Here is a 12,600-nt window from a genome sequence, read left to right as displayed (position 1 = left end):
AATTTTCTTCTTATTATGTTGGCCGAAATTTTACCAAATTGAGCAGCCGGGTACAAGCCAAGCGGGCAAAAAATGATTAGTCGAGGCTGTTATCCGCCAAAATGGCATCGGCCTGGAGTGCTTTGAGTTTTCGCTGCATTTTTCGGTAATCCTTGGCGCTGGCGGTTTTTAAGCCCTCGCGTTCGGGGTTTAAAATCAAGGTCGCATGATTTAAGTGATCCATGTAACGGCCCAAGTAGTCTGAGGGCAAAAACACCATCTTAAAGCCGGCATCCACCAAGGCTTTATGCACCAATTTGCCCGCACATTCATCGCCATCGCTAAAGCGCAAATTGAGTTGGTCAAACAAGTCTTTACGATACAATGCACAGTGGCTGCGCAAGAAATAATAATTGCCATCTTTGCCCACAATGCGATGCTGCTTGCCGCTGATGCGCGAAAACAGTTGCTGCACCGCCCCTTCGAGTGTTTTCAAGGCATTTTTCCAAGCAGGCTTGGCCTCAAGCTTCCAAGAACCCACGCCCCCAACACCGGGCTTGCCTTCAACTTCATTAAGTAAAACCGACAACCAATCGGGATGCGTTATTAAAGTATCGGTATGGATGGAAATAAAATAGGGCGTGCGCACGCGTTCAAGACCCAAGTCCAATGCGCGTCGATGCGAAAGCTCGCCTGCCTCATTAGGCTGAGATTTTCGCTCGATGAGCTCGATCCAATCCAGCCCACGCAAATAGTCTAAGGATTCATCTTGAGAATCGTTGTCGATCACGATGACATGCACTTGGCTCATGTCCGTGTATTTTTTTAACAGGTGCAGGCAAAGTTTGACAAGCTTTGGGGTTTTGTAATTCGGCAGAAGGATGGTGAGCTTTTTCTGTGTCATGCGGATCCTTGTTTTTTGCAGTGTAAGCATTGCACGCAACAGCCGTCATTGCGAGGAGCAAAGCGACGCGGCAATCTTGTGGCATTAAATGCTAAGATTGCCGCGCTCACCAAGGTTCGCTCGCAATGACGACGATTTCGTCAGCCAATTACAACAAATAACTTACCGAAACGATTTCGTATTCGATCACGCCGCCAGGCGCTTTAAACTCCACCACATCGCCTTTTTCTTTACCAATCAAAGCGCGAGCAATCGGGGCTTTGTAAGAAACTTTAGCTTTTTCAATATCGGCTTCGTCTTCGCCGACAATTTGATACACCTTGGTCACTTCGGTGTTGCAGTCCATGATTTCCACGGTCACGCCAAACACGACTTTACCGACTTTCGGCAACGTACTGATATCAATGACTTGGGCGCGAGAAAGCTTGGCTTCGATGTCTGCAATACGGCCTTCCAAAAAACCTTGACGCTCACGTGCCGCGTGGTATTCCGCGTTTTCTTTTAAATCGCCGTGTGCGCGGGCTTCGGCAATGGCTGCGACCACTTTAGGGCGCTCCACCGACTTTAATTGTTTCAATTCAATTTCTAGCGCCTTGTGACCGTCAACGGTCATAGGAAATTTTTCCATCATTGTTTTCCTTCAAAAAATCGTTTCACTTTTTTAAACCAGCCTTGCGCATACGGATTGTGTTTATCACCACCTTTGGCGAAGCTTTCGTCGAGTTGTTCTAGCAAGGCTTTTTGTTCTGCCGTTAAGTTCACCGGCGTTTCGACCATCACTCGGCACATCAAGTCACCCACCGAATAGGAACGCACCGATTTTACCCCTTTACCACGCAAGCGAAAAAGCTTGCCAGACTGTGTGCCGGCAGGCACTTTAAGTTTAACACGGCCTTCTAAGGTTGGCACTTCAATCTCACCACCGAGCACGGCCATTTTGAAACTGATCGGCACATCGCAATACAAGTGATTACCGTCACGCTCAAACACATCATGTTTTTTTACATAGGTTTCAACGTAAAGATCGCCCGTCGGTCCGCCGTTTAAACCCGCTTCACCTTCACCGGATAAACGAATGCGATCGCCATTGTCCATACCGGCTGGGATTTTGACCGATAAGGTTTTTTCTTTGCGCACACGGCCTTGACCATGGCAACTGGTGCACGGGTCTTTTATCGTTTGACCTGCGCCACGACAGGTCGGGCAGATTTGTTGAACCGCTAAAAAACCTTGCTGCATTTGAATATGGCCTGTGCCATGACAGTCTTGGCACGTTTCAGGTTTGGAACCTTTTTTCGCGCCGCTGCCGCCGCAATCGCCACAGCCCACATAGGTGGGTACTTTGATTTGCACGGTATCACCATGCACCGCTTGATCTAAGGTGATCTCTAAGGAGTAGCGCAAATCAGCGCCCGGTTGGGCGCGGCTTCTGCCACCACGAGCACCGCCACCGCCAAAACCACCGAAGATATCTTCAAAAATATCGCCAAAATTAAAGCCGCCCGCGCCACCGCCGTAACCGCCACCAGCACTTTGACCATTAACACCCGCATGACCAAATTGATCGTAGGCCGATCGCTTTTGCGCATCAGATAAAATCTCATACGCTTCTTTGACTTCTTTAAACTTGGCTTCAGCTTCTGGGTTTTGTGCATTGCGATCGGGATGGTATTTCATCGCCATGCGACGATACGCTTTTTTAATGTCTTGTTCGCTGGCGTTTTTGTTGACGCCTAAAATTTCGTAGTAGTCGCGTTGAGACATGGTTTTTCCTGTGTGAAACCTAAAACCCGGGTTATCGTTCGCCTTCGCTTTCGCGGCACTCGTTAACCCAGACTACATTTTAATGTCATTGCGAGCGAACGATAGTAAGCGCGGCAATCTTTTAAATTAACCTGGAGATTGCCGCGTCGCTACGCTCCTCGCAAAGACGGTTGCTACATTCAATGGTGACGATGTTTACTTCTCGTCTTTTTTCTCGTCGTCTTTGACTTCTTCAAACTCCGCATCCACCGCGTCGTCTTTGGTCTCATCACCAGAGGCTTGTTCGCCACCCTGCGCTTGACCTTCAGCGCCGCCTTGTTGTGCGTACATTTTTTCTGCCATTTTCGATGAAGCTTCCGTTAAGGCATGCGTTTTTTGTTCGATCGCATCCTTGTCGTTGCCTTTTAAGGCTTCTTTCAAATCTGCAATCGCCGCATCAATGCTTTCTTTTTCAGACGCTTCAAGCTTGTCGCCCATCTCCTTCGTCGATTTTTCAACCGCATGGATCATGTTGTCCGCTTGGTTGCGCGCCTTGATTAAGTCTTCAAACTTTTTATCTTCATCAGCATGCGCTTCGGCATCTTTCACCATTTTTTCGATTTCAGCATCCGATAAACCGCTAGACGCTTGGATTTTGATCTTCTGTTCTTTGCCTGTGGCTTTGTCTTTCGCCGACACGTGCAAAATACCATTCGCATCGATATCGAAGGTCACTTCGATTTGCGGCATGCCGCGTGAAGTTGGTGGGATATCACTTAAATCAAAACGACCCAGTGATTTATTCTGCGTTGCCATTTTGCGCTCACCTTGCAAGACATGAATGGTCACGGCGGTTTGGTTATCTTCTGCTGTTGAAAACACTTGTTGCGCTTTGGTTGGAATCGTTGTGTTTTTTTCGATGAGTGGTGTCATCACGCCGCCCAAGGTTTCAATACCCAATGACAACGGTGTGACGTCTAACAATAAAACGTCTTTCACCGCACCTGACAAGACACCCCCTTGAATCGCAGCACCCATAGCCACGGCTTCGTCCGGGTTCACATCACGGCGCGCTTCTTTACCAAAAAAATCTTTCACCGCTTCTTGTACTTTCGGCATACGGGTTTGGCCACCGACCAAAATCACATCAGAAATGTCAGACATGCTTAAACCGGCATCTTTCAACGCCACTTTGCATGGTTCAATCGTGCGCGTGATTAAATCTTCAACCAAAGACTCAAGCTTAGCGCGAGTGACTTTGATATTTAAATGTTTAGGGCCTGAGGCATCCGCTGTGATGTACGGCAAGTTCACGTCCGTTTGCTGCGCAGAAGAAAGCTCAATTTTTGCTTTTTCGGCCGCTTCTTTCAAACGTTGAAGCGCCAAAGGATCTTTACGCAAATCAAAACCACTGTCTTTCTTGAACTCTTCGATCAAGTAGTCGATCAAGCGCGCGTCAAAATCTTCACCGCCTAGGAAAGTATCACCGTTAGTGGCCAACACTTCAAACTGGTGCTCGCCATCCACTTCAGCGATTTCAATGATCGACACGTCAAACGTACCGCCACCCAAGTCATAGACCGCGATGGTTTGATCGCCTTTCTTTTTATCCATGCCATAAGCTAGCGCTGCAGCGGTGGGTTCGTTGATAATACGTTTTACATCTAAGCCTGCGATTTTACCCGCGTCTTTCGTGGCTTGGCGCTGAGAGTCATTGAAGTAGGCCGGCACGGTAATCACCGCCTCTGTCACTTCATGGCCCAAATAATCTTCCGCTGTCTTTTTCATTTTCTTTAAGACTTCGGCTGAAATTTGAGGAGGCGCTTGCTTTTTGCCCTTCACTTCCACCCAAGCATCGCCATTGTCTGCTTTTGCAATCTTATACGGCACCATGTCGATGTCTTTTTGAACGACGGAATCTTCAAAACGACGGCCGATCAAACGCTTGATCGCGTATAATGTGTTTGTGGGGTTGGTCACCGCCTGGCGTTTCGCCGGTTCGCCGACCAATGTTTCACCATCATCTGTGTAGGCAATGATCGACGGGGTCGTACGACGACCTTCCGCGTTTTCAATCACTTTAAGGTCTTTGCCTTCCATAATCGCCACACAGGAATTCGTGGTGCCTAAGTCAATACCAATAACAGCCATGCTATTTCTCCTAAGAAAAGGTTAATTGTTGTCTTGTTTACAGATATGGGGGCAGGTTTTTTGATTTCAAGGCCGAAATGAGTTTTGTTCAAAAAAATAACACGGCCGAACAATTAAAAAATCTTAGCGGCCCACACCCGCTCGCCGTGATTGGGCGAGGGGGCTCTGCGGGCATGAAAAAGAGGAAAGCCGCCAAGGCTAAAAAAACCGGTGCTCGCTGATCAAGCAGACTTTGACACCACCACGCGGGCTGGACGCACCACACGATCATGCAAGCTGTAGCCTTTTTGGACCACATCAATCACGGTGTTGGGCTGGTGCTCTGGGCTGGGCACCATGGTCATGGCTTCATGCTGATTGGGGTCAAACATTTCACCCACAGGGTTTAATACTTTTACACCGAATTTTTCCAGCGTGCCGAGTAGCATTTTGTGTGTTAGCTCCAAACCCTCGATCATGGCCGAAACACTTTCATGTGCGTCTTGGCTGACGGCCAAAGCATGCTCCAAGCTATCCAAAATAGGTAACAGTTCTTTGAGTAGTTTTTCACTGGCAAACTTATGCGCAGACTCCACATCGCGTTTGGCGCGCATTTTAATGTTTTCCATCTGGGCGTGCAGGCGAATCAACTGATCGCGAAGCTTGGCTTCTTCACCCTGGGTTTCTTCGAGCGTATCTTCTGCCTCATCTAGCGCTTCACCAATTTGGTCGTCTTGCGCATTTATCTCTTCTTCCGTGAGGTCTTCATGATCATGAGTGTGTTTATCGTTTTTCATCGTATGCTTTCCTCAAATAATGACTCTATTTTTCATAGGTGGGGGCATTTGACGAGATTTCAAGCCTAGGGCGTGTCAATTAATCGCCGACCCCAGTTTAATTTTTTACCGAGATTGTTGAAATATTCATAGCCTTGCGGGTGCAACAACCTAACTTTTTGGCTTTTTCGGCGGATGATGATCGTCTCACCCGCGCTCAAGCTTGCCACACGCTCACCGTCACAGCTCACGCAAGGCTTGGCATCGATACCGCTGCCCACCTTGAACCTCACCTCACTGTCGGCACTCAAGACAACAGGGCGACTATTCAAGGTATGTGAAAACATCGGCACAAGCACCACGGCATTCGAGGCAGGGTGAATGATGGGCCCACCGCCGGATAAGGCGTAGGCCGTTGAGCCCGTGGGGGTTGCGACGATCATGCCATCAGAATGCTCTGAACACATGAAAACACCGTCGACGTAAACTTCAAACTCCGTCATGTGGGCGGTATCGCCCGACATCAAGACGATATCATTGAGCGCATGCTGTTTTGATTGATCGCCGGGCAATTCAAGCTCCAACAAAAAACGCGATTCTTCTTGGTAATGCCCCTCGAGCATGGCCGGCAGAATTTCGGCCACTTTATCCGGCGCAATATCCGCCAAAAAACCAAAGCGCCCGCGGTTAATACCAATGAGGGGCACATCGTGATCAACCACCGCTTTAGTTGCACGAAGCAGGCTACCGTCACCGCCCACGACAATAGCCAAATCGACAGACTTGGCCATATCAGCTTGGCTAGCGGCCGCCATAGGCGTGAAATCCACTTGCTCGAGCAAAGCCTTGTCTAGACAATACGACAAGCCCATATTGCTCAATAAGCCTGCAACTTGCTTAAAGGTCTCCTTTGTCTCAGAGCGACGAACTCGGCCAAAAAGACCGACGTTGTTGAATGTTTTTGGCACGATTTTTCTTAGCATTTAACGTTAGGATGAGTACAATCATGTCAAATCACTCATAAATTGCAAGTTTAATGAACACGATTTCGTCGATTCAGCAAGTCGCGAATCCGGGCATGACGTGCTTGATAGATTGGCGCGCCGTAGCTTCACCTTATTACCTTGGCGGTGACATTGTCGGGCCACAACGAATGGCGTATGATCCTGGCATATCGCTGGTGGATGTTGCAGCCAAACTGTTAACCACCGTTTTAAAAGAGTGAACCCATGCTCACGCACTTACAACTCAAACACATTGCCATTACCGACCACCTAGATCTTGATGTCTCTCAGGGCCTAACCGTCATCACCGGCGAAACCGGTGCGGGTAAATCCATCATCATTAACGCCTTGAAATTACTCGCCGGTGAGCGAGCACCATCAGGACTCGTAAAACACGGGCACGACAAGGGCAGTGTGTGCGCTGAATTTGATTTGCGTGATCTTGATCAAGCGAAAACCTGGCTGCAAGCACACGACTTTTACGAAGATGAACAATGCCAACTACGACGCGTGCTCTCAGAAGACGGGCGATCCAAAGCGTATATTAACGGTCATGCCTGCACCTTGAATGATTTAAAAGCCCTGAGTAAATTTTTAATCAGCGTGCACGGCCAACATGAAGGTCAACAACTTTTAAACGAAAAGCACCAGCAGCATTTGCTCGATGCCTACGGGCAATCACTCGAATTACTCAAACAAACACAGCAAACGTTCTCGCATTGGCAGGCCTTAAAAAAACAGCGTGATGAATTATTGGCAAAATCCAAAGCCGGCGCACAGCAGCTAGAATTTTTACGTTTTCAATTTGACGAGCTTAAAGACCTGAATTTAGAACCCGAATACATTCAGTCAATCGACGAAGAACAAAAAGGCTTATCAAATGCCGATGAGCTGTTAAGCGAAGGGCAAGCCGCTTTTTCCATTTTGCGAGACGATGATGGTGCCTGCGACCAACTTAGCGCCGCTTTACAACACATCAACAAACTCGCTTTGCCCCAAAAAAATGAATGGGCTGACAGCCTTAATCAAGCGTTGATCCAAGCTGAAGAAGTGGCACGTGATATCGAACACGCGATCGAGCGCTTTGACAACGACCCCGCACGATTAGCCGACATCGAAGAAACCTTAAGCAAGCTTCACGAACTTTCACGCAAGCACCGTACCACACCCGATCAACTGCTGGCTTTGCGTGAATCCATCGAGACTTCGATCAGTGAAATTGACCACAGCGACGAACATCTAAATGCGCTCGAAGCTGACATCCAAAAAGCCGAAAAAACCTATTTAGACCACGCGAAAAAACTCAGCCAGGCACGAGAAAAATCAGCAAAAACTCTGAGTCAAAAAATTTCTGATTTCATCAAGCAACTTGGTATGCCTAAAGCCGAGTTTATTGTGCAATTGATCGAGCAAGACACACCTTCTGCTCAAGGACTTGAAAGAGTGCGTTTTGATGCCCATTTAAACCCTGGCCAAAAACCCGATGCACTCAGCAAAATCGCCTCTGGCGGTGAGCTATCGCGTATTAGCCTTGCCATTCATGTTGCCACCGCTGAATGTGAAAAAACGCCGACGCTCATTTTTGACGAAGTGGATACCGGCATCAGCGGACACGTGGCGAATGTGGTAGGCCAACTGCTCGCGACCCTTTCGCAGAACGCGCAAATTTTATGTATCACACACTTAGCCGCGGTTGCCGCCAAAGGCCAACATCATCTCTACGTGGAAAAAAACTCGACCGACAATACGACCCACTCGCACATTCGCGCCTTGTCGCGTGAAGAGCGTGTCGCTGAGCTGGCCTTTATGACAAGCGGTAAAAGTGATGACCAAACCGCTCGCGCACTGGCTGAAAAATTGCTAGCCTAAACCTCAAAAGTGGTCTATAATTGAACAAATGAATAAAAGCAAAACTTGCTCTCTAACACCCCGTTTTCACATCGACATCGAAAGTTTACTCTTTCTACCGATGAACGTTTTTGTGCAGTCCAAAGACAACGAAGGCCTCGCCTGTAATGACCAAGTGGCTGAAATGATTGGCCTCAAAAATCGTCATGATTTCGAAGGCCTATCTTACCGTGCCATGGCTAAAATAATGGGCGGACAGTACCAACAATACCGCTCTTTCCGGCAAGACGACCTTCTGGTGATGAAAAATAATAAGCCTCTATTGAACAAGAGTGAGCCTACGCTTTACTCTGAAGCCATGAAAAAAGACTATTATTTTATTACCAACCGTTTTCCGCTCTACGATCAAAATGGTCATATCGAAGCCACACTGGGCATCGCTTTTGAAGTGCCATATTCAAAGATTGACCAGTCTTTAACACAGGTAAAAGCCTTGTTAAACGCATTGCCCAGCAACACCCTCAATCCAGAGAAAGCCAAGCCTCGCAAAAACCCGCTCAACAACCTCACACAGCGGGAGCAACAAGTCGTATATTTAGTGCTCAAAGGGAAAACGCTCAAAGCTGTCGCCAAAGATTTACGCCTTTCGCCTCGCACGGTGGAAACCTACTTTGACAACGCCAAGCAAAAACTCGGCTACAAAACAAAATCGGAACTCATTCAACAGTTACTGGCCTAACGATTGCCGAAAATCGCTGTGCCCACGCGCACCATTGTACTACCGGCTCTAAGCGCATCAGCATAGTCTTGCGACATCCCCATGCTCAGCGTGTCAAGCGAAAAACCTGAAGCATTCATGTGCTCAAACAGAGTTTTCATGCGCGAAAAAGCATCACTACCCGGCCTTGGAATACACATCAAACCGCGAAAACGAAGATTGGGGTAAGCCAACAGTGCTTTAGCAAAGCCTTCTAGCTTTTCTTCAAGCACGCCGGATTTCGTCGGCTCACGATCGATATTCACTTGGATCAACACATTGAGCAGCTTACCCTGGCGGGCTTCATTTAAACGCTGGGCATGCTTGAGATCACACAGGCTTTGCACCCAATCAAAATGCTCGGCGATTACCCGTGTTTTATTCGATTGAACAGTGCCGATAAAGTGCCATTCGAGACAATCAACACTAGAAAGTGCCTTGATCTTTTCGACGGCCTCTTGCACATGATTTTCGCCAAATACATATTGGCCCGCATCAATTGCGGCCAAAAGCCTGTCAAGTGGCTGATATTTGGAAACCGCTATCAAACGCGCCGAGGGCGAAAGCGCTTTAATCTCTTCGCGTATGTGGCTTAAGCGACTGGCGATAAGGGCAGTTTTTTCGCTGACATTGTCCATACAAATACAACTGATGATGTGTGATTTTAAACCCATAACGATCAGCCAAGGCTTCTTGCCGTGACTCAATAACGTCATCTACGAACTCTTGGACATGCTGGCAATCTGTGCAGATCAAATGATCATGGTGCTGGCCATCATCCAACTCATAAACCGCATAGCCTTCTTCAAAGTTATGCTTAACCACCAAACCTGCCGTTTCAAACTGCGTGAGCACACGGTATATCGTGGCCAGGGCGATATCTTCACCGCCCTCCAAAAGACGGGCATGAATATCATCAGCACTTAGATGCTTAGCACCCGCAGACTCAAGAATGGCTAAAATTTTCATGCGCGGCAGCGTGCTTTTTAACCCGCGCTCGCGTAAATCTGACTCTGGCATAATGCCTCCTTGTGGGCATTGTGCAGAAAATCGGGCAGCCCCGTCAATAGATCGAATGTTCCCTACGCGGAACAATTGCGGTATCATGGCCGCCTATTTGGAGAAAATACAATGAAAAAGCTCGCCGGTCTTATGCTAATGACGCTCTCGCTTGCAGGCTGTGGGATCATTCATGAATACCGCCCCGACGTACAGCAAGGTAATGTCATTAACTGGCAACACGTGGCCAAACTAAAACTTGGCATGAGCAAAGCGCAAGCCACGGATATCATGGGCGGAAAACCGGTGCTCGTTAACACGTTTAATGACAACGAACTTATTTACGTTTATACACTTTGGCCAAATCGCGGGCCTAGCCAGCGCAGCGCGGTCATCTTAACCTTTAAAAACAACCGGTTGATTAAAATCGACAAACAGCCAGAACAAACCACATCGTAAGCCCGCAAGGATTGTAGGATAAGCTTGTGCATGGACAACTCTCGCATAAAATGCAAAAAGAGCGCTCGCGCGCTTTATTGATCTTTTCACTTGCCACAGGCTTTGTCCTGTTTCAATTTTTGCTGCAATTTACTGCAGGTATTCTCACCGAAAACTTAATGCGCGATTTTACGATGGGCGCTATCGGCGCGAGCGTACTCACAAGCGCTTACTACTACACTTACATGATCATGCAAACGCCCGCCGGCTATTTAACGGACCGATACGGCGCAAGAAAACTTTTAATCTTTAGTGCATCACTGACCACGCTGGCCTGCCTGCTTTTTGCCTTATCGCCCAATGCCGCGCTTGCCATTATCGCGCGACTCATCATGGGTTTTGGCGTGTCATTCGTGTTTGTCTGTACATTATTTTTATGCCGCAACTGGTTCCCAAGCCATATGTACCCTTTTTTGGTTGCGCTGGTTGAGGCCATTGGCTTATTAGGCATGGTTTTTGCCAATGCTTACACAGCCAGCTTGATCACCCACGTGGGCTGGCACAGTTTTGCTTATGCCTGTGTTGCAATCTCCTTAATCTTCACCATTCTCGTACCGTGCTTTATTCGCAACACGCCTAAGCGAGGGCTTGGCCAACTGCCGCTTGATCGTATTAAACCCAGCGCACATTTTCACAAAGACGTCATCAAACTATTCACGAATTTTCGTGCTGTCTGCAACGGACTTTATGCGGGCGCATTGATGACGCCACAAACGGTCTTTATCGCGTCTTGGGGCATCCCGTTTTTAGTCAGCTCTCACAAACTTAATCTCACTCAAGCCGCCATCAGCTCAAGCTTTATTTTCTTGGGCACCGCAATTGCAGCACCCTTTTTTGGTTGGTTTTATAATTACTGCAAAAAACCACGATTTATTCTCGCACTCATGGCATTGCTCACTGCCGCGCTTTATTGCGTCGTGATCTTTGTTGTGAAGCTTGATTACTTATGGTTATGCTTGGTTTTCTTTTTGATCGGCATTACCAGCAATGTGTATTTGTGGAATTACACATTAATTCATGAGCTCGAGCCGCGCGTCGCCGCCAGCACGCGCATCGGATTTACGAATACACTAGGCATCGGCGTTGCGCCGGTCTTGCAACTCATCCTGGGTTTCGTATTACACAATGTTGCTCACACGCACCATATCGGCAGCATTCATTATGCGGTGCGTGATTACCAATGGGCCTTAAGCTTACTGCCCATCTTGTGTGTGGCTTGCGCAGTGTTAATCTTATTTTGCAAATACAAAGAGGCTTAGGCTCTTTTTTGAGCGCGCAGGCGACGCGCGTCTTTGGGGTCGATGGTCAAGGGACGATAAATCTCAACCCGATCGCCGTCTTTTAATTTTTCACTGAGCATCACACATTCAGAAAAAATACCCACGCGTTGGGTTTTCAAATCAATCTCTGGAAACTGTTTTAAAATACCGGAGGCGAGCAATGCATCTAACACCACCGCGGTACTTTTAAGGCTCACAGAAAAAACAGGCTGCTGATCAGGCAAAGCATAGGTAACAGTAACATTAATCGTTTGCATATAGCTCTTTGGCTCGCGCACAAAATGCATCAACAAGTTTGTCGGCAATTTTATTAAAGACCACACCAAATAACATACCTTTTATGCCGCTTTCGACTTCAAAATGCATATCCAACTCAACACGACAACCGTCATTAGACAACGGTACAAAACGCCATTCGCCCGTGAGTGATTTGAAGGGGCCATCAACGTGACGCATGATAATTTTTTCAGGTGGGAATAATTCATTGCGCGTCGTGAAGGTTTTGCTAAAGCCGCCACCTGCAATCGTCATACTAGCCAACATCACCTCAGGCGATGACTCTAAAATTTTTGTATCACTGCACCACGGCAAAAACTCAGGATACGTTTCGATCGCATTCACCAAGTCGTAGAGCTTGTCAGCAGAGAAAGGAACTAAGGCTGATCGCTTAATGTGTGTCATA

At 47.7% G+C, this 12,600-nt stretch carries 15 protein-coding genes; 5 read left to right on the top strand and 10 right to left on the bottom strand.

What is annotated here, in order from left to right; all coding sequences use genetic code 11:
• Positions 1-76 precede the first annotated feature (76 nt).
• The 6 genes from COV52_06130 to COV52_06105 all read right to left on the bottom strand — a co-directional run bounded on the left by COV52_06130 (position 77) and on the right by COV52_06105 (position 6,515).
• On the bottom strand, positions 77-883 hold the full coding sequence (locus COV52_06130; protein PIR11080.1) for a glycosyltransferase: 807 nt from the start codon (positions 881-883) through the stop codon (positions 77-79).
• Positions 884-1,031: 148 nt separating this feature from the next.
• Positions 1,032-1,511, bottom strand: a complete 480-nt coding sequence (locus tag COV52_06125; protein ID PIR11079.1) for a transcription elongation factor GreA — start codon at positions 1,509-1,511, stop codon at positions 1,032-1,034.
• On the bottom strand, positions 1,511-2,647 hold the full coding sequence (dnaJ, locus tag COV52_06120) for a molecular chaperone DnaJ (protein ID PIR11078.1): 1,137 nt from the start codon (positions 2,645-2,647) through the stop codon (positions 1,511-1,513). Before dnaJ ends, COV52_06125 begins: the two co-directional genes overlap by 1 nt.
• A gap of 195 nt (positions 2,648-2,842) precedes the next feature.
• Positions 2,843-4,777: a molecular chaperone DnaK gene (locus COV52_06115; GenBank protein PIR11077.1), complete on the bottom strand. Its 1,935-nt coding sequence runs from the start codon at positions 4,775-4,777 to the stop codon at positions 2,843-2,845.
• A gap of 221 nt (positions 4,778-4,998) precedes the next feature.
• Complete coding sequence (locus COV52_06110) at positions 4,999-5,553, bottom strand: nucleotide exchange factor GrpE (GenBank protein PIR11076.1); 555 nt, start codon at positions 5,551-5,553, stop codon at positions 4,999-5,001.
• A gap of 65 nt (positions 5,554-5,618) precedes the next feature.
• Positions 5,619-6,515 (bottom strand): NAD(+) kinase, encoded by an 897-nt coding sequence (locus COV52_06105; GenBank protein ID PIR11075.1) that lies wholly within the window; start codon positions 6,513-6,515, stop codon positions 5,619-5,621.
• Positions 6,516-6,568: 53 nt separating this feature from the next.
• Here COV52_06105 and COV52_06100 point away from each other — a divergent pair, with 53 nt between their 5' ends.
• Genes COV52_06100 through COV52_06090 form a run of 3 tightly spaced genes read left to right on the top strand, consistent with a single transcriptional unit; the run spans position 6,569 to position 9,123 of the window.
• The gene (locus tag COV52_06100) at positions 6,569-6,757 is read left to right on the top strand and encodes a hypothetical protein (protein PIR11074.1); all 189 of its coding nucleotides are present in this window, start codon (positions 6,569-6,571) and stop codon (positions 6,755-6,757) included.
• 4 nt (positions 6,758-6,761) lie between these two features.
• Complete coding sequence (locus COV52_06095) at positions 6,762-8,405, top strand: DNA repair protein RecN (protein ID PIR11073.1); 1,644 nt, start codon at positions 6,762-6,764, stop codon at positions 8,403-8,405.
• Positions 8,406-8,433: 28 nt separating this feature from the next.
• Entirely contained in the window at positions 8,434-9,123 is a 690-nt protein-coding gene (locus COV52_06090) for a hypothetical protein (protein PIR11072.1), read from the top strand.
• Here COV52_06090 and COV52_06085 read toward each other — a convergent pair.
• Positions 9,120-9,779: a YggS family pyridoxal phosphate-dependent enzyme gene (locus tag COV52_06085; protein ID PIR11071.1), complete on the bottom strand. Its 660-nt coding sequence runs from the start codon at positions 9,777-9,779 to the stop codon at positions 9,120-9,122. The two genes, COV52_06090 and COV52_06085, sit on opposite strands and share 4 nt — an antisense overlap.
• Entirely contained in the window at positions 9,712-10,161 is a 450-nt protein-coding gene (locus tag COV52_06080; GenBank protein PIR11070.1) for a ferric iron uptake transcriptional regulator, read from the bottom strand. Before COV52_06080 ends, COV52_06085 begins: the two co-directional genes overlap by 68 nt.
• Before the next feature lie 111 nt (positions 10,162-10,272).
• On the opposite strand from COV52_06080, the gene COV52_06075 reads away from it, so the two are divergent.
• Positions 10,273-10,599 carry an outer membrane assembly protein BamE gene (locus COV52_06075; protein PIR11069.1) on the top strand — a complete coding sequence of 109 codons (327 nt, stop codon included), beginning with the start codon at positions 10,273-10,275 and terminating at the stop codon, positions 10,597-10,599.
• A 50-nt stretch (positions 10,600-10,649) separates the two neighbouring features.
• On the top strand, positions 10,650-11,897 hold the full coding sequence (locus tag COV52_06070) for a hypothetical protein (protein ID PIR11068.1): 1,248 nt from the start codon (positions 10,650-10,652) through the stop codon (positions 11,895-11,897).
• Here the strand turns inward: COV52_06070 and COV52_06065 are convergent.
• Entirely contained in the window at positions 11,894-12,175 is a 282-nt protein-coding gene (locus tag COV52_06065; GenBank protein ID PIR11067.1) for an RnfH family protein, read from the bottom strand. The genes COV52_06070 and COV52_06065 overlap by 4 nt on opposite strands.
• Entirely contained in the window at positions 12,162-12,599 is a 438-nt protein-coding gene (locus COV52_06060) for a ubiquinone-binding protein (protein PIR11066.1), read from the bottom strand. Before COV52_06060 ends, COV52_06065 begins: the two co-directional genes overlap by 14 nt.
• Position 12,600: the final 1 nt, after the last annotated feature.

It is taken from the genome of Gammaproteobacteria bacterium CG11_big_fil_rev_8_21_14_0_20_46_22, assembly GCA_002796245.1.
Classification (GTDB): Bacteria; Pseudomonadota; Gammaproteobacteria; order UBA12402; family UBA12402; genus 1-14-0-20-46-22.
Note: the sequence above shows the minus strand (reverse complement) of the source record. Positions and strands in the feature narration are given on the sequence as shown.

Bases quoted from the DNA above. Each gene is read 5' to 3' on its own strand.
- COV52_06130 (PIR11080.1), bottom strand. From the start codon at position 883: ATGACACAGAAAAAGCTCACCATCCTTCTGCCGAATTACAAAACCCCA.
- COV52_06125 (PIR11079.1), bottom strand. From the start codon at position 1,511: ATGGAAAAATTTCCTATGACCGTTGACGGTCACAAGGCGCTAGAAATT.
- dnaJ (PIR11078.1), bottom strand. From the start codon at position 2,647: ATGTCTCAACGCGACTACTACGAAATTTTAGGCGTCAACAAAAACGCC.
- COV52_06115 (PIR11077.1), bottom strand. From the start codon at position 4,777: ATGGCTGTTATTGGTATTGACTTAGGCACCACGAATTCCTGTGTGGCG.
- COV52_06110 (PIR11076.1), bottom strand. From the start codon at position 5,553: ATGAAAAACGATAAACACACTCATGATCATGAAGACCTCACGGAAGAA.
- COV52_06105 (PIR11075.1), bottom strand. From the start codon at position 6,515: ATGCTAAGAAAAATCGTGCCAAAAACATTCAACAACGTCGGTCTTTTT.
- COV52_06100 (PIR11074.1), top strand. From the start codon at position 6,569: ATGAACACGATTTCGTCGATTCAGCAAGTCGCGAATCCGGGCATGACG.
- COV52_06095 (PIR11073.1), top strand. From the start codon at position 6,762: ATGCTCACGCACTTACAACTCAAACACATTGCCATTACCGACCACCTA.
- COV52_06090 (PIR11072.1), top strand. From the start codon at position 8,434: ATGAATAAAAGCAAAACTTGCTCTCTAACACCCCGTTTTCACATCGAC.
- COV52_06085 (PIR11071.1), bottom strand. From the start codon at position 9,779: ATGGACAATGTCAGCGAAAAAACTGCCCTTATCGCCAGTCGCTTAAGC.
- COV52_06080 (PIR11070.1), bottom strand. From the start codon at position 10,161: ATGCCAGAGTCAGATTTACGCGAGCGCGGGTTAAAAAGCACGCTGCCG.
- COV52_06075 (PIR11069.1), top strand. From the start codon at position 10,273: ATGAAAAAGCTCGCCGGTCTTATGCTAATGACGCTCTCGCTTGCAGGC.
- COV52_06070 (PIR11068.1), top strand. From the start codon at position 10,650: ATGCAAAAAGAGCGCTCGCGCGCTTTATTGATCTTTTCACTTGCCACA.
- COV52_06065 (PIR11067.1), bottom strand. From the start codon at position 12,175: ATGCAAACGATTAATGTTACTGTTACCTATGCTTTGCCTGATCAGCAG.
- COV52_06060 (PIR11066.1), bottom strand. From the start codon at position 12,599: ATGACACACATTAAGCGATCAGCCTTAGTTCCTTTCTCTGCTGACAAG.